Source organism: Nocardia fusca NBRC 14340 (assembly GCF_001618425.1).
Classification (GTDB): domain Bacteria; phylum Actinomycetota; class Actinomycetes; order Mycobacteriales; family Mycobacteriaceae; genus Nocardia; species Nocardia fusca.
Genome location: NZ_BDCU01000069.1, coordinates 1 through 16496, shown reverse-complemented (window position 1 = coordinate 16496; position 16496 = coordinate 1). Strand labels below are relative to the sequence as shown.

Genomic DNA, 16496 nt, shown 5'->3' with positions numbered 1-16496 from the left:
CAGATTCGCACGCGAGGCTTTGGCGCCCGACTCTAAGAGGACCAATGACGTTGCTTCAGGAAACGAATCATCTCCGCGCGGCCGATTGTGCGGTTCGATAATGGGAGCTTTGAATGATCAGGTAATCGAATTACTCGCGTCACTGTCTACGAACCCACCTGCGCAGCCCTGGGACGTGCCGATTTCCTCATACAGATCGGCCGGCGAGAAGTTGATCGGGTTGGCGGGCAACCCTAATCGCGGCTGCGAGGTTCGGAACTTCCACATCCGCCTTCCCGGAAGGACTGTCGGTGCGCGCGGTTATCGCCCGAAAGGCGCGGTAGGTCGCGTACCCGGTGTCGTCTACTTCCACGGTGGCGGATTCGTCAGAGGCAGTCTCGATTCGCATGACAGGCTGTGCCGGGAGTTGAGCGTCCAGGGTGGGCTCAGCGTCATCGCCGTCGAGTATCGACTGGCTCCCGAAAATACCTATCCAAGCGCGCACGACGATGCGATGGACTCGTTCCTCTGGGTATCGGAGCACTCCGATGAGCTGAATATCGACAGCGACGCACTGGCAGTCGCCGGTGACTCCGCAGGAGCGATGCTCGCGGCGGCGACCGCCGTAGATGTTCGGGCACGCGCCCGCGGTGCGACGGCGAAGGCGCAGGGACTGCTGTGCCCTGTCCTCGATGCGACCATGACCGGAACGTCCGCCGAGCGATACAGCGCGGCGCCCATTTTGTCGCGGCCCATTCTCGAATGGTGTATTGATCAGTATTTTCCGAATGTACTAACTCGACGGTCACCGGCCGTATCGCTTTTGATGAGGGAAACCCTGGCAGCGTCTCCTCCTGCGCTCATCCTCAGCTCGGAAATCGATCCGGCCTCGGATGACGCTCGGCGCTACTCGGCCAAATTAGAGGCTTCGGGCGTCGGGGCCGAGTTTCGTGAGTATGCGGGCATGCCGCATAGCTTCTTTCTGCTGGCCGGTGTGCTGGACGAGGGCGAGCGTTGCATCGCCGATTTCGCGGAGAAGCTATCCAGGTTGCTGCGCTAGTGGACAGTACGCCCGTGGAGCAATAGATACGTCGAATCGTTCACGCTACGGCAGCTCCCGGTGGCCTGGCCGGTCCGGCACGTGACCGGCCGGGCTTTCACTGGTCCGAGACATCATCGACGTCAAGAGCGCGGGGAATCGGCTCGGAAGCCGGAGCGCCGCAGATGTCCGCCAATTTCGAGCAGACGCGCTGCGGCCCGTGATGCATGAATTCGGCCGCAGCGCGTGGTCGCGAGGATCAGACGACTTTAACGACGACTTTCCCTCTGTTCTCACCCGCGATACTACGATTGAGAGTGTGTCGCGCATTCTCCAGGCCATCGACCACAGTTTCCTCGGCCTGCAGCGCGCCTGCGCTGAGGTCCTGGGACAGCTGCTCGATGATCTCGCCGTACCGATCCACGTGATCGAAAACGATGAAACCCCGCAGAGTGGCCCGCTGCATCAATAGCTGGCTGAGATTACGTAGCCCGCGCTGGGTGCCGGCGGTGTTGTAATCGTTGTATTCAGAAATAAGACCGCACAGCGTGATGCGCGCACCGATATTGAGTCGATCGAGTACATGATCCATGATCTCGCCGCCGACGTTCTCGAAATCCACGTCGATTCCTGCAGGTGTTGCCCGGTCGAGTTGCGCCTTCCAGTCGTCGGCATGTCGATCGACGCAGGCGTCGAAGCCGAGCTCCTCGACGAGGTACCGACATTTCTCGGCACCGCCGGCGATCCCGACCACTCGGGCTCCCCGTCTCTTCGCGAGTTGGCCCGCAACCGCCCCCACTGCTCCTGCCGCGCCCGAGACGAAGAACGTCTCGCCCGGCCGAGGATCCCCGAACTCAACGCCCAGGTACGCCGATATTCCGGTGTGGCCGAGCACGCCGACGAACGCGGGCAGCGGCGCTGGCAACGGATCGGGCAGGACCGTGAACGGCATATCCGCACTCGCCGCATCGGCCACACAGTAATCCTGCCAACCCGTCAACCCCACGACATGGGCGCCGACAGGAAGATCCTCGCGCTTGCTGGCCACCACCTGGCCTACACCTGCCCCCCGCATGACCGCGTTCAGCTCGACCGGGGGTATGTAGGAACGCATCGCACTCATCCATACCCGATTCGTCGGGTCCACAGACAAATAGTGCGTGCGGATTAGTGCTTGTCCCTCGGAAATCTCGGGAACCGGCTCTTCGGACCATTCTAGATTCGCGTCCGTTACTTCCCCCTCCGGTCGACTCCGCAATCGATAGAGCCTATTGGTAAGTGTGCTCATGACGCCTCCTAAAAGGGCAAGTAAAGGGTTGATGCGCGGACTGACGACACCGCCGGAACCCATGTCCGTAGATGATTTCGGGCGGCTCACGGGTCAAACCAGACCCTGAGAATAGACTTGGAGTGGATTATCGTCAACACCATGTCGATCCGGGCCTCAGTGAGCGGTGCCGCACTCGATCTTGACTGTCGACACACTGTTGACTATCGCCGACAGTTCGGGCATTCTCTCACGTTACGGCGACTGGAACATCAGTCGTCGCCAGGCCGCAACGAGGAGGCGATTGTGAGTACCCAAGCGGAGAATCGCAAGGTAGTGGACCATTTTTGGAGCGATCTCGATGGCGGACCGCCGACCGGAGCGAAGCTGGAGGAGTGGAAGGACTGGTTCGCGGAAGAGGCTGTCTGGGAAATGCCGTTCGCCCCAGAGCCGCTCGCGAAGGCAGTCCCCGGCCGCGCGCTCATCGGCCACTTCGTCGACTGGTTCTTCGGATCCGTGCCGGATCTGGTGATCGATTCGCTGGTCGTCCACGACACGACAGACCCTGAGCTTTTTGTTCTCGAACTTCATGGTCGGGCGACCGTGGCGCAGAACGGGAATATCTATGCGAATACCTATTGCACGCACATGCGTGTCAGGGACGGCAAGGTAACTTTGATTCGCGAGTACTTCGATCCGAACGTCGTCGTCGGAGCTTTCGGAGTCGAACTTATCGGTGAAGGCATGGCCACAGTAATGGCTGCCGCGGGCCTGGAGGTTTCCAAGTGAAGCTCATTCCAGAGTTCTCGTACACCGCGGAGTTGGGTGCGCCGCAAATTGTCGGCCCCGGGCCGTACGGTTTACGGCAAGTGCTCCCGGTCACCGGCGGTACGGTGACGGGCGACCGACTCAGCGGTCAGGCGGCCATCGGCGGCGGCGACTGGCTCCTCGCCGGCGAGGACGGCTTCGGGCGGTTGGATGTGCGCGCGCAGTTCAATACCAACGACGGTGCCGTCATCTACATGAGCTATCAGGGGCTGGTCGAGGTCACGGACGCGGCGGCAGCCGCTTTGGCAGGAGGGGATTCGGGCACAGAGTTCGGCGATCACTACTTCGTCACCACTCCGCGGCTCGAGTCCGGCGACCCCAGGTACAGCTGGGTCAACCAGACAATTTTCGTGGGGCAGGGGCGCGTCACACCGGGTCCGGTGATCGAGTTCCAGGTCTTTCGGGTAGCCCTTCAATAGCACCAACCGGGCACGACAAGTGGGCCGCGCATTCGTACGCAGTGACGATGTGCGGCCCACGCTTCCATGCGGCCGTGGTTCCCACTGTCGCTGGCTCGAGCCGCTGTCGACGAGGTCGAGTTGCCTCGTGACGCCGCTCGGATCAAACAGGAGTACTCCCTTATGTCTTCTACCATGTCTTCGACGTTTTCCATGTCGTCAAATCTCGCGAACAATCTCATCGACACTGCTCGTGACCTGGGTGATCGGCCGGCGATCAGACTCGAAACCACTACGCTGAACTATTCCCAACTCGGGCGCGCGGCAGCGGCCGTGGCGGGTGATCTGCAAGCCAGGGGAATCCGCGCCGGCGACCGCGTCGGTATCGTGCTGCCGAACGTGCCGGCGTTTCCGATCCTCTTCTACGGGATCCTGATGGCGGGTGCCGTCGCCGTCCCGATGAATCCCCTGCTGAAGGCACGGGAGGTCACGTATTACGTGGAAGACTCCGGGATGTCGCTCGTCTACGGCTCGCTGACAGCGGGGGACGTGGTGTCGGAAGCAGCACGCGCGGCGGGCATTCCGGCATTTCTCGTCACGGAGTTGGGGCCGACCGAAGCGGATCTGCTCGGTTTCCCGGTCGAGGAACCTGTGTGGCGCGGTCGGGACGACACCGCGGTGCTGCTCTACACCTCCGGTACCACGGGCAGCCCCAAAGGCGCTGAACTCACGCATGACAACATGTCGACAAACGCTTCCACCACCGTCGATACGCTCATCCAGACAACCCCCGATGACATTATTCTGGGGTGCTTGCCACTCTTTCACGTATTCGGTCTCACGTGCGGTTTGAACGCCGCCGTGAGGTCGGGTGCTCTGCTCACCTTGATTCCCAGGTTCGACGCCGAAACAGCCCTTCGTGTTCTCGTGCGGGACAACGTCACGGTCCTCGAGGGCGTTCCCACCATGTACTCCGCCCTGCTGAATTCCGCCGATGCTGATTCCGTGGACCTATCGCATCTTCGCTGCTGCATCGTAGGAGGTGCACCGATGCCCGTCGAAGTGTTGAAAGCATTCGAGGAAAAATTCGCGTGCGAGATATACGAAGGATATGGGCTTTCGGAAACCGCTCCCATCGCTTGTTTCAATCAGCAGGGAACGCCGCGTAAAGCTGGAACGATCGGAATTCCGGTCCGCGGCTGCCTGCTTCGCCTGGTCGATGACAACGGCAACGAACTGCACGGATCCGATGAGCCAGGGGAGATTCAGATCAAAGGTGAGAACGTCATGAAGGGGTATTGGGGCCGCCCAGCGGCGACCGAGGAAGCCATAGTGGACGGCTGGTTCAGTACCGGGGACATCGCGACCCGAGACCGCGAAGGCTATTACAGCATCGTGGACCGGAAGAAGGACATCATCATCAGGGGTGGATACAACGTGTATCCCCGCGAAGTGGAGGAGGTGCTGTACGAGCACTCCGCCGTAGCCGAGGCGGCAGTAGTCGGGATCGAAGACGGATATCTCGGCGAACAAATCGGCGCTGCCGTGGCACTCAAGCCAGGAGCCCACGCCGAGCCCGCCGAAATAATCGACTTCGTGCGGGAACGGCTGGCGGACTACAAGTATCCCCGCCGAATCTGGTTCGTGCCCAGCTTACCGAAAGGCCCTACGGGCAAGATTCTGCGCAGGAGCGTTGTACCACCGGTCTGATAACGCACAGATTCGCGGGTGGAATCATCTCGACGGTGCCCCGGGCACCGATGCCGTGCCATTGAACGCTCCAATGTGGGCAGCCTTGAAAAACCCGCTCCGCAGTTGACACGGAGTGGGATGCGAGTAGGTGGGGCCCCGAGTGCTGCCGCGGCTCGCAACGCTGGTTCGATCGCGGCTCGGGCAGGAACTCGTCGTTCAAGTGCGCGGCGCGGTGGTCGAGGCGAGGTCCTCGCTGCGTCGGTGGAGCCCGGGCGCCCGTCGAACTCCCGCCGGTGGCAACACCGACTGGGAGGTCGAATTGGTCGTCGTGCTCGGCAAGCGGGCCTGGCGAATCGAGGAGGACAACGCGTGGGCCCACGTGGCCGGGCTGACCGTCGGCCAGGATCTCTCCGAGCGCATCACTCAGACAGCCGGGCCATCGCCGCAGTTCAGCCTGGGATGCGGCAAGACGGCGAGCTGGCCTCGGCCACCGACGTGTCCATCCCGGCCAGGACGGTTCTCGCTACGGTGCAAGGGGGATCCGTCCTCATGCAGGCGTCACGTTCGGTCGACAAGTTGTTGCAGGCCCTGGATGCCGCGTTGCTCATCCTGTATTCGAATAAGAACGCGAGTCCGCCGACCTGACGGCGTGCACGTCGCACCGCAACGAATTCGGTTCCCATCGGCCGCCCGCCGATCGCGGAACTCGACGGTGCGGGTGACGTCCGGTGCGTGGGCGATCGCCTCCGGCGACGGGTCCGACCTCGAGGTAAGTGAGACGCAGGTCATGACTGCGTGCCCGGGAGCAGTACCGTGACCCACTGTCGACCACGGACCACACCGAGCCCGTCCGGGTCACCACAGATACTGGTCGACCAAGCGCTCGAAGGCGCGGGCCGCCGCGCTCGGGGCGCGGCTGCCGGGTGTGGCCAGGGAGATCGGCCAGTTGAGGTCCGCTCCGGTGACAGGCAGCGAGACGAGGTCGGTGTCGTGCCCGGTGCTGCCCCGGGGCAGCAGAGCGACGCCCATGGGGTGCGGGCGTCTTGATCGGATAGCGCGTCGGAGAGCAGGTCGCGTACGACGTGAATGTGGCCGGGTAGGACCTTGTCGACGCGGGTATGACCGGCGTCGGTGATGGTGACGACGGTGACTCGGTGGTCCTCGGTGCTGACATCGCGGGTGATGAGGCCTGCTTTTTCCAAGCCCGGCCTGGTGGGTCAGGCCGGAGCGGCTGTAGACCACGCCGTCGGCGCAGTGCGCAACCGGTTGTTCATTGGGTGTTTCTGTGCTTGACTCGGGTAGGGAACCGGTCGTCGGCATACCCGTTTCCCGCCGATCCTTCTCGGACCACACATATCGCACATTCGAGGGCAGCGTCAGAGATGATCAGGAACTGGAAAGAAACATCAATCGTCGGCACCGACTGTGACCTGCCGATTCTCGACACCGTCGATGTTCTCGTCGTGGGTGGCGGAGCCGCTGGTGTCGCAGCCGCAACGGTGGCGGCGGAAGCCGGAGCGAGCGTCGTCTTGGTCGAGAAGTACGGGTTCTGCGGCGGTGCTGCCGTCGCCGGGATGTCGGGCACCGTGTGCGGGATGTACGCGGCGTCGGACACGCCCGGTTCGCCCGTGCAGATCGTGCAGGGCTTTTCCGAGCGGTTCTCCGTCGAATTGACCGAACGAGGTGGTCTGACAGCGCCGCAGATGTACGGCAAGACCTGGACGGCCGCGCACGATCCGCTGGTCTGGCGCGAGGCGGCGGAAACGATGCTGCTCGACGTCGGCGTGCGAATTCTGTTTCATACCAACGTGATCGGTGTGATCATGGAGGGGGCGTCCTACGAGGGTGTTGTGGTGGAGTCGACCGCAGGTCGCTCGTTGATTCGCGCGCGGCGCACAATCGACGCCTCCGGTGACGGTGCGGTCATCGCCCGCGCCGGGCACCGATATACCTACGGGGACAATGGGCGTATTCAGAATCCGACGATGTTCTTCCGGATCGCCGGTGTCGACGTCGACCGGTTTCTCGACTTCTACGGCCACGACACGATCTGCTCGCCGGATGTTTCCGCCGACATCGTTGCCGCACGCGCGGAGGGGCTCGACCTGCCTCGACAGAAGATCTGGATCTTCCAGACACCGCGACCGGGGGAGTTGATGGTCAACGCCACGCGTCTGGTCGGGTTCGACGGCCGCATGCTCAACGTTGTCGACCCGGTCGATTTCACCGAAGCCGAGATCGGGGGACGTCGCCAGGTCCGTAGCTACGCCGAGTACCTGAAGCTGCGCATGCCAGGGTGCGAGAACAGCTACGTCGTCGATACCGGCACCGAGGTCGGCATCCGGCAGACCCGCACCATCGCGGCGGTGCAACAGCTCACCAATACCGATGTGCTCGAGCATCGAAAGCGCGCCGACGGCATCGCGCGGGTGCCCTGGCCGATCGAACTGCACGATGGCGACAAACCGAAACTGCACTGGATTCTCGACGACTTCTATGAGGTCCCGTTCGACGCGCTGATTCCCGAAGCGGGGGACAACATCATCGTTGCGGGCCGATGCCTGGGTGCCGAACACGAAGCGCTTGCCTCTGCCCGGGTGACCGCCCAATGCTTCGAGTACGGGCACGCGGCGGGCGTCGCGGTGTGCCAGTCGCTCGAGCACGATGTGCCCTTACGGGAGATCCGCGGCGAGGCCGTCCGCGAGCTCATGGCCGCCAACGGCAGTGACTTGTAAAGCGCCGATGGGTGTTACGCGAAAGGTCGGGGTGGCCTCCATATGCAGGCCACCCCGACCTTTCGCGTGGCGTGGGTCAGCGGCCGGTGAACCTGGCCGGCCGTTTCTGGACGAACGCGGCGATGCCTTCCCGACCGTCCTCGGAGGCGAATAGGTCGAACAGCAGGCTCTGCTCCAGGGCGTAGCCGGGCCCTCGGTTGCCTGGCACCGCGGCCGAGGCGTAGCCGACGGCCTTTTTGATGGCGGCGACCGCCAGCGGGGACCGCCCTGCGATGTCGGTGGCCAGTGCGCGCGCGGACTCGGCCAGGTCGTCTAGAGCGCACACCTGCGAGACGATGCCCGACCGCTCGGCCTCGGGGGCGCTTAGGCGGCCAGCGGTCATGATCAGATGGCGTGCACGGTTCGGGCCGATGAACTGCGAAAGGCGTTGGGTCCCACCCCAACCCGGCAACAGACCGAGTGAGACCTCCGGCAGGCCGAAGGACGCCGATTCGGCGGCGATCACAATGTCGCAGGCAAGGACGATCTCGAATCCGCCGCCGAGCGCCACGCCGTTCACCGCGGCGATGACGGGCTTGTCGAAGGTGTCGATCCGGTCGCACAAGTCGTTGCATACCCGGGTGAACGCGGCGAACTGGGCGGCATCCGCCTTCTCGTACTGGGCGATATCGGCGCCGGCGGCGAACGCCTTGCCGGTGCCGATAACCACGACGGCGCGGATTTCTGGATCCTCGGCCACAGTGTCGAGGGCCTCGTTAAACTGTTGGACCATCGCCGAATTGAGGGCGTTGAACTTCCGCGGCCGGTCGAGGGTGATGGTGGCCACGCCAGCACCGATTTCGAGCGAGATGAGTTCTTCCTCAGGCGTTGTGGACACGGACAACTCCTTCCTGTGCGAGTGCGTCGATCTCGCCGTCGTTGAGCCCGAGTGTGCTCAAGATGGACTCGGTGTGTTCTCCCAGAGTGGGAGGCAGTGTGCGGGCGGTCGGTGTCCGGCCGTCGTAACGGATCGGGTGAGCGAGTACTTTGACCGGCCCGCTGCCGGGGTAGTCGAATTCGAGGAAGCTGTTGTTGTGCAGCACCTGTGGGTCGTTGATGACGGCTTCGTAGTCGTTGACGGGGGCGAACCAGACCTTGTACTCGGTGAAGTGCGTCTCCCACTCCTGGGTCGTCCGTTTGGTGAGGTGTTGGGAGATGCGTTCGTTGATCTCTTCACGGCGGTCGTATTCATCGTCCGCGGCGATCGTGGTGAACCAGTCGTCGTCGAACGCCTTGGCCAGGATCGCAGGGGCGGTGATCGAAACGGCGATGTGCCCGTCCGCGGTGCGGTAGATCCCGTACGGCGCCTTGTAGTAGCGCGACCCGATACCGGTCGGACTACGCTCGCCCCGGAAACCGTTGAGGTAGTAGGAGATCGGTTCGATCTGTAGGTCGAGTGCGGCGTTGAGCAGATTGCTTTCGACCTTGCTTCCCTTGCCGGTGCGTTCGCGGCCGAGAAGTGCCGCAAGGATGCCGAACGCGCCCAGGACGGCACCGTGTTGATCGATGACGGAAGCTCCCACCGCGGTGGGCGGTGCGTCGGCGCTGCCGGTCGCGTGTGCGAGTCCGGACAGCGACTGCAACAGCAGATCCTGACCTGGTCGGTCGCGGTACGGACCGGCGGAGCCGTACCCCGAGAGTGAGCAGTACACCAAACGGGGATTGCGGGCCGACAGTTCCCCGTAGCCGAATCCGAGTCGCTCGAGGGCGCCCGGCCGGAAGCTTTCGACGAGCACGTCCGCGTCGTCGATCAGCTTCAGCAGGATCGACTTGGCCTTCTCGGATTTCAGATCGATCGACAGGCTCTGGACATTCCTGTTGCCGAGCAGGAAGAAGACACTGGCATCGCCGACATAGGCGTCGGGTCCGGACCAGCCTCGCTCGAATGCCCCTGTGGGAGATTCGATCTTGACTACCTCGGCACCGAGGTCTGCGAGCATTTGCGTGGCCGACGGTCCCTGTAGGAAGTGGGTGAAACTGACAACGCGTATTCCGGACAGCACGGACCCTCCCGAGCGTGAGTGTGAATGACCCGGTCGCATCGATCTGTGCGCTGCGAGCTGGTGGGCCGATGTGTGACCCCGACCGTGTCTTGGTGCGAGGCAATTGGTACCTGCAGTTAAGCACGACGGCATGTGATGCGCAACCGGTTGTTCATGAGGTTTTCTGCCATTTGTACGTCGTCGAGCGCAAGTCGGCCGGCCTCGGTCGTTCGGCTGAAGGGTGCGGTGTCACCAGTGCGTCCTGCTCCTTATACTGAGTCCGATGGTGAGCCTCGATAACGTCGCACGCGCCGCAGGGGTGTCAAAATCCGTTGCGTCCAGGGCGCTCAACGGCGACGTCAACGCGCGAATTCGCGAGGACACCCGTAAACGCATCCTCGAGATCGCCGAGCAACTCGGGTACGTGCCGAACCGGCGCGCGATCGCGCTGCGGTTCAATCGCTCCGGCGCCATCGCGTTGATCGTTCCAGACCCGAACAACCATGTTTTCGCCGAGATGTTGTCCGGGATCCAGCGGGTCGCCACTCCGGCGGGGATCGATGTCCTCGTCGGTAATGTCGACCATGCGCCGGAAGGCCGCGAGGCGGTGCAGCGCCTGCTCAAGCAGGGGCGAGTCGACGGCATCCTGATTCAGCGCCGAGAAGACTTCGATGACGACGAGCTTCGCGACGTTGTTCCCGAGGACATTCCCACGGTGTTCGTCAACTGTCGACTCGATGACCGGGTCGGGTCGGTCATCCTGCCGGATATCGAAGGAGTTCGTCTCGCGACGGAGCATCTGATAGACCTCGGTCACCGTGACCTCGGATTCATCGGCGGGTCGGCCACCCACGACACCGCGGTCCGTCGCCGAATCGGCTTCGAGGAAACGCTCGCCGCGCACGGCTTGAAGTTACGGCCGGAATGGGTGCGAGAGTTCGGATGGGAGGCTCCCGCCGGAGCGGCCGCGGTCGATGCCGTTCTCGGCCAGTCCGATCGGCCGACCGGCCTGGTGGTGGCGAGTGTGAACGCTGCGGTAGGTGCCCTCTCCCAATTGCAACGAGCGCAGGTCAGGGTCCCCGAGGAGATGTCCATCGTCGGGATCCACACCACCTGGGTGTCGGAGACGGTGTTCCCGGCCATCACCACGGTGCGGATGCCGTTGGCGAAGGTCGGCAGCAGGGCCGCGCAGATGCTCCTCGGGCATCTCGACGGTGCGGCGCTTGCCGATGTCACCATCGATGATCCCGCCCCCGAATTGCTGGTGCGTGGCACCTCTATTGCTCCGGCGAAGGCGTGATCCGCTGCTGGGTAGCCTGATTCGGGACGCTGGGCGATCTGTTCGCGGCGCGGAAGCGTCCGGGGTGGCCAGGGTCGCGCCGCGGCTTCGATCGGTGTAGTGCGAGCGGGCGGGCTCGGCGTGGCTGTGGAGTTGCGAGTGGGGGCGGGACTCGGGCGGCGCAAGGGCCGCGACACACCACGCGCGGCTCACTTTCCTTCAGCGATCTTCATGTGCGGTTACCTGGACAACTTTGCACAACCGGTTGTGCAAATGCGGTAGTGGGTGCTTTACTGTGCTGCATCCGCCTTGTGACCGAGACCACCCCGGTCGGGCGTCCCACCCCGCTCCTCCTTGAAGGAATGCAATGAATCCTCCCGAGCGAACCTTGATGGCTTCGCAGCCGACCGAAGCATCCCAGCCGACCCAGCGCGGGCTGGGGAAGGTAGTCGCCGCCTCGATGGCGGGGACTGTCGCGGAATGGTACGAGTTTCTTCTGTACTCCGCTGCTTCCGCGCTGGTCTTCGGAACCCTGTTCTTTCCGAAGACCGACAATGCCCTCGACGGTGTGCTCAGCGCACTGCTCATCTACGCGGTCGGCTTCTTGGCCCGGCCGATCGGTGGTGTGGTTTTCGGAGTCTACGGCGACAGATTCGGCCGCAAGAAGCTGCTGCAGGTCAGCCTTTTGATGGTCGGGATCTCTACGTTCGGAATGGGTTGCCTCCCCGGTTTCGGTGATATCGGCTATTGGGCGCCAGGGCTGTTGGTGATTCTCCGTTTGGTTCAGGGATTCGCTGTCGGGGGCGAATGGGGTGGCGCGATTCTGTTGGTCAGTGAGCACAGCTCCGACCAGCGCCGCGGATTCTGGGCGAGTTGGCCACAGGCGGGGCTTCCTTTGGGAAACCTCGTCGCGACGATGGTCCTGTCCGTGCTTGCCTTCGTGTTGCCGGAATCGGCATTCCTCGGTTGGGGATGGAGGTTGGCATTCTGGCTCTCGGCGGTCGTCATCATCATCGGCTACTACATTCGCACCCATGTCGAGGACGCGCCGATCTTCCGGGAGTCGCAGAAGGCCGAAGAGCAGCGCAGTGAGAACAGGTCCGGTGTATCGCAGGCGATTCACCAGTATCCACGGCAGATCGCCATCGCGATGGGACTACGTGTCGCCGAGAACATTCTCTATCAGATCGTCGTGACCTTCTCGATCACATACCTGGCCTTCAAGGTGGAAATGGAGATCGAAGACGTCTTACTGGCGATGTTGATTCCGCATCTGCTGCATTTCATCCTGATTCCGCTGATCGGCGGCCTGACCGATCGAATCGGACGCAAGCCCGTTTACCTGACCGGTGCACTGCTGATGGTGTTGTGGGCGTTCATTTCCTACCCCCTGATGAACACAGGAAACGTCGTGCTCGTGGTCGTGGCGCTGACGCTCGGACTGGCCGTTCATGCGCTGATCTACGCGCCGCAGGCGGCGATGATGTCCGAAATGTTCCCGACACGGATTCGGTATTCCGGGGTGTCGCTGGGTTACCAGGTGACTTCTATCTTCGCCGGGTCGGTGGCGCCATTCATCGCGACCTATCTGCTGCGTGAATATCATTCGTGGATTCCGATCGCGGGCTACCTGGCAGTCGCGGCGGGTGTCTCACTGGTCGCCATTGTGGCCGCACGCGAGACGCGGGGGATCTCTCTGCGCGATATCGACGCGCAGGACCGGGCGAGATTTCCACTGAGTGTGAGCCAGCCGCGCGGATAGGCGCCTCGCGGCACGCGGACCCACTTCACCGGAACATCGGTGGCAGGGGTCCGATGTTACGGCGCGCACCCTCACTACCCATTTTCGAGTTGTCCCGCGCGGCCCAGTTCGACCTCGGGTCTCGGCGTACGACGCCGACCGCGCCGGTGGCCGCCGCGATGGTTTCCGAGGACAGCGCCGATGCCGTGAACACTCCGTGTGCCCAGTCGTAGGATTCGGCCACCGGCGGGATCGTGGTTGCGCGGCGACCGCCGAACAGGATGGTTGACAGTGGCACGCCGGCTGGGTCGTTCCATTCGGGCGCGACCGAGGGGCATTGTTCGATCGGTGTGCAGTAGCGGGAGTTGGGGTGCGCCGCTGGACTGGTCGCGGTCTCGGGTGACCAGGGGTGTCAACTGGCCCTGGCGGTAGGCCCGGTCCAACAGTTCGGCGGCGGCCCGGCGATCAGCGATACGTGCCCGGGTACCCGGCGGATATACCGATTGGGGCGGTGGCGCAGCCGGTGGCCCGAAAGTAGATGAACCCTGGAGGTCGGCCACCAGTTCGCTGAGCTCACCGAGTGTTCTCGCGGCCTGGGCCTGCGCGACACCGTCGTGATTTCGGCGGCACCCAGCTGCCCCTCGGCATAGGCGGCGTCCAACTGGGCCGCTATCTCGACACGATCCGTTGCCTCATTCCCCGCGTCGACCGCGACTACTTCGACCCCGAGAACGAACACCGCCGTCCCCCGGTGCACACCGACGCCGACCGTCTGCGTCGCTGGGGCAGCCACCTTGTCTTCGCCGACAGCGTCGCCCGATCCTCGAGCAGGGGCTCGCGACGTTGTGGGAGGACAGTTACACCGTCGACGGGAACCCGACGCTGGCGCCGGCGCCCGGGCACACGCCCGGATCGTCGGTTCTCGAGCTGAGTTCCGGCACGGACCGGGCATTCTTCGTCGGAGACCTCCTGCACAGCCCGGTCCAGGTGGCCGAGCCGACGGCCAACAGCTGCTTTTGTGAAACCAGGCCGAAGCGCGAGCAACGCGTTACCGGTTGCTCGGCGAGGCCGCCGAAACCGGTGCGTTGGTCGTGCCGGCGCATTTCCCCGGCCGGGGTGCCGCCGAGGTGCGCAAAACGGGGGAGGCCTATGAGTTGCACAACTGGGCCGCCTTCGAACCTCCTTTCATGGCGGGCTAGGTGGGCGATCAGCTCGGAGGTCGTGGAGCAGCTGCCGCAAGGCCGGTGGGTTGGGGCGGGCTACGAGGTGGTCACCGGGCGACGGTGGAGCGGTCGGGCAGGGCCGGTCCACCGCTCCGGCCGGACCGCTCCACCGCACTCGCCTGCCGCAGCCGGGCCATGGCCGCCTCCGACGGTGACCCGGCGGGCGTCGTGCACACCACGACGGACTGCCCCGGCGAACGCGCGAGGACGAGGGTCTGCTGGGTGACCGTCACCGTGCCGATGACAGGATGGCGCAGCTCGTAGGTGGCGGCGTCACCCGGTGGTCACCCCACAACGCCACGAATTCCGGGCTCTTCATCGTCAGCTCGCCGATCAGCTCGGCGAGCAGCCGGTCCTCCGGATGACGGCCGACGGCGATCCTCAGATTGCCCACGACCGCGCGCACCTTGCGCCGCCAGTCCCCGTATAGCTCGCGGCAGTGCGGGTCCAGGAACAGCATCCGGCTCATGTTCGGCCGGCGCGCGGGGTCCTCCGGGCTCAGCGGGTCGACGTGACCGGCGAGCAGGGCGTGGCCGAGTGGGTTCCACGCCAGCACGTCCGTGCGCCGGCCGAGGACGAGCGCCGGGACGCCGTCGAAGGAGCGCAGCAGGTCCCGCGTCTCGTCGGCGAGCTTCTCGGGGCGGGGCCTTCGCGCCTGCGGTACCCGGCGGGAGGCCCCGGCGAGGCGTTCCAGGTGGTCCCGCTCATGGTCGTCGAGCAGCAGGGCGCCAGCGATCGCCGCGAGCACCTCCGCCGCCGCGCCACGGGACAGGCCCTGTTCGAGCCGGGTGTAGTAGGACAAGCTGACCCCGGCCAGCATTGTATTAGCTAATACTAGTTGCCCTCCGAAAATGCTGCAATCTAGGGTCTCCCGCCGCCCTCCCCGGCCTTCCTTCCGTGGTTTGGGTGGCAAGCCACGAAGGCATGCGGCAGTTCGTGCCGGTGAAGTCGAGCTACCGATTGGGGCCGCTCGGGTATTGCCGCTGCGTTGTGTCGGTACCGCGTGCGACCATCTGAGCCATGAGTGCGTTCAGTGACTTCCTGTCACAGCCGGGGGGGGGGCTGCTGCACGGTCAGGTCCCAGTTGTTATGCGGCCTGAGTGACCGCTGGGGTCATGATCGTCTCGTATTCGATCGGGGTCAATCGACCGAGCCGGGTTTGCCGGCGTTGGCGGTGGTAGGTCCGTTCGATCCAGGTCACGATCGCGATCCGTAGTTGTTCGCGGGTATCCCACCGCTGCCGGTCCAGCACGTTGCGTTGCAGAAGGCTGAAGAAGCTCTCCATCGCCGCATTGTCGCCAGCGGCGCCGACGCGACCCATCGACCCGACCATCCGATACCGGTTCAAGGCGTGAACGAAACGCCTGGAACGAAATTGCGACCCGCGGTCGGTATGGACAATGCAGCCGGCGACCTCACCACGGCGAGCGACAGCATTGTTCAACGCGGTGACCGCGAGCCGGGACTTCATCCTCGAGTCGATCGAATAGCCCACGATCCGGTTGGAGAACACATCCTTGATAGCGCAAATATAGAGCTTGCCTTCACCGGTTCGATGTTCACTGATATCGGCCAACCACAACCGATTCCGATCCTTCGCGGTGAACACGCGACGGACCAGATCGTCATGGACCGGCGGTCCGGGCCGGCCGGATTTCCCACGGCGGCGTTTACCGAACCTGCTCCACCAGCGATTGGCCGAGCAGATCCGCCAAGCGGTGCGCTCCGCCATCGACTCACCCGCGACACCGGCCTCGTCGGCGAGGAACCGATACCCGAATTCCGGGTCATCGTGGTGAGCGTCGAACAACGCGTTCGCCCGATACGCCTCGACGAGTTCAGCGTCGGTGACCGGACGGTTCAACCAGCGGTAATAGGGTTGTCGAGCAAGCTGCAATACCCGGCACGTCACCGCGACGGGAATCCCGTCGGCGGCGAGCTCACTCACGAGCGGGTAGAGCCTTTTCCCGGAAGATGAGCCTGCGACAGATACGCCGCCGCACGGCGCAACACTTCGTTCTCCTGCTCGAGCAGGCGGTTGCGGCGCCGCAATTCCCGCAGCTCAGCGGACTCGCCGCTGCTGGTACCCGGCTTCGTCCCGTCATCGACATCGGCTTGACGCATCCATTTCGACAGCGTCACCGGATGCACCCCGAAATCGGCCGCGACCTGGTCCAGAGTCACTCCGTCCTCACGGTTACGGGCGACCCGGACAACATCGTCGCGGAACTCCTGGGGATAGGGCTTGGGCACAGTGACATCCTTCCAGGCCCGCCTGTCGGCCAGCCAGATCG

The 16496-nt window shown here is 63.9% G+C and carries 13 protein-coding genes and 3 pseudogenes; 9 read left to right on the top strand and 7 right to left on the bottom strand.

The features are described 5' to 3' along the window. Positions 1-100 precede the first annotated feature (100 nt). Positions 101-1039: an alpha/beta hydrolase gene (locus tag NF4_RS34715; RefSeq protein WP_063131631.1), complete on the top strand. Its 939-nt coding sequence runs from the start codon at positions 101-103 to the stop codon at positions 1037-1039. Between the two features lie 238 nt (positions 1040-1277). On the opposite strand, the gene NF4_RS34710 is transcribed toward NF4_RS34715, so the two are convergent. Then, entirely contained in the window at positions 1278-2306 is a 1029-nt protein-coding gene (locus tag NF4_RS34710; protein WP_063131630.1) for an NADP-dependent oxidoreductase, read from the bottom strand. A 285-nt stretch (positions 2307-2591) separates the two neighbouring features. Between NF4_RS34710 and NF4_RS34705 the strand changes: the two genes are divergently transcribed. The 4 genes and pseudogenes from NF4_RS34705 to NF4_RS40355 form a co-directional block, all read left to right on the top strand. After that, positions 2592-3074 (top strand): nuclear transport factor 2 family protein, encoded by a 483-nt coding sequence (locus NF4_RS34705; RefSeq protein ID WP_084533808.1) that lies wholly within the window; start codon positions 2592-2594, stop codon positions 3072-3074. After that, positions 3071-3532 (top strand): DUF3237 domain-containing protein, encoded by a 462-nt coding sequence (locus NF4_RS34700; protein ID WP_063131629.1) that lies wholly within the window; start codon positions 3071-3073, stop codon positions 3530-3532. The genes NF4_RS34705 and NF4_RS34700 overlap by 4 nt, the downstream gene beginning before the upstream one ends. Before the next feature lie 192 nt (positions 3533-3724). After that, positions 3725-5221 carry a long-chain-fatty-acid--CoA ligase gene (locus tag NF4_RS34695; RefSeq protein WP_063131628.1) on the top strand — a complete coding sequence of 499 codons (1497 nt, stop codon included), beginning with the start codon at positions 3725-3727 and terminating at the stop codon, positions 5219-5221. 130 nt (positions 5222-5351) lie between these two features. Then, positions 5352-5642 (top strand): annotated as a pseudogene (locus tag NF4_RS40355) (fumarylacetoacetate hydrolase family protein); the annotation flags it as partial. A gap of 416 nt (positions 5643-6058) precedes the next feature. Here NF4_RS40355 and NF4_RS37285 read toward each other — a convergent pair. After that, positions 6059-6232, bottom strand: a complete 174-nt coding sequence (locus NF4_RS37285; RefSeq protein WP_198165586.1) for a hypothetical protein — start codon at positions 6230-6232, stop codon at positions 6059-6061. Positions 6233-6585: 353 nt separating this feature from the next. Between NF4_RS37285 and NF4_RS34685 the strand changes: the two genes are divergently transcribed. Beyond that, complete coding sequence (locus NF4_RS34685; protein WP_063131626.1) at positions 6586-7938, top strand: FAD-dependent oxidoreductase; 1353 nt, start codon at positions 6586-6588, stop codon at positions 7936-7938. A 76-nt stretch (positions 7939-8014) separates the two neighbouring features. Here NF4_RS34685 and NF4_RS34680 read toward each other — a convergent pair whose 3' ends face one another. Then, a complete protein-coding gene (locus NF4_RS34680) occupies positions 8015-8815 on the bottom strand; it encodes an enoyl-CoA hydratase/isomerase family protein (RefSeq protein ID WP_063131625.1) in 801 nt (266 codons plus the stop codon). Next, the gene (locus NF4_RS34675; RefSeq protein ID WP_063131624.1) at positions 8799-10019 is read right to left on the bottom strand and encodes a CaiB/BaiF CoA transferase family protein; all 1221 of its coding nucleotides are present in this window, start codon (positions 10017-10019) and stop codon (positions 8799-8801) included. Before NF4_RS34675 ends, NF4_RS34680 begins: the two co-directional genes overlap by 17 nt. A 181-nt stretch (positions 10020-10200) precedes the next feature. Between NF4_RS34675 and NF4_RS34670 the strand changes: the two genes are divergently transcribed. Beyond that, complete coding sequence (locus tag NF4_RS34670) at positions 10201-11259, top strand: LacI family DNA-binding transcriptional regulator (RefSeq protein WP_232330788.1); 1059 nt, start codon at positions 10201-10203, stop codon at positions 11257-11259. A gap of 370 nt (positions 11260-11629) precedes the next feature. Then, positions 11630-13000 (top strand): MFS transporter, encoded by a 1371-nt coding sequence (locus tag NF4_RS34665; protein ID WP_063131622.1) that lies wholly within the window; start codon positions 11630-11632, stop codon positions 12998-13000. Between the two features lie 115 nt (positions 13001-13115). Here NF4_RS34665 and NF4_RS34660 read toward each other — a convergent pair. After that, a pseudogene (locus NF4_RS34660) lies at positions 13116-13385 on the bottom strand (phosphoenolpyruvate carboxykinase domain-containing protein); the annotation flags it as partial. Between the two features lie 649 nt (positions 13386-14034). Here NF4_RS34660 and NF4_RS38335 point away from each other — a divergent pair. Next, the gene (locus tag NF4_RS38335) at positions 14035-14178 is read left to right on the top strand and encodes a hypothetical protein (protein WP_157120760.1); all 144 of its coding nucleotides are present in this window, start codon (positions 14035-14037) and stop codon (positions 14176-14178) included. A gap of 71 nt (positions 14179-14249) precedes the next feature. Here the strand turns inward: NF4_RS38335 and NF4_RS34655 are convergent. Then, a pseudogene (locus tag NF4_RS34655) lies at positions 14250-15022 on the bottom strand (MmyB family transcriptional regulator). A 267-nt stretch (positions 15023-15289) separates the two neighbouring features. Beyond that, positions 15290-16455 (bottom strand): IS3 family transposase gene (locus NF4_RS34650; RefSeq protein ID WP_439956808.1). Its coding sequence is split into 2 segments (ribosomal slippage): positions 15290-16168 and positions 16171-16455, totalling 1164 coding nucleotides; the frame shifts between segments, so codons are not numbered across the junction. Positions 16456-16496: the final 41 nt, after the last annotated feature.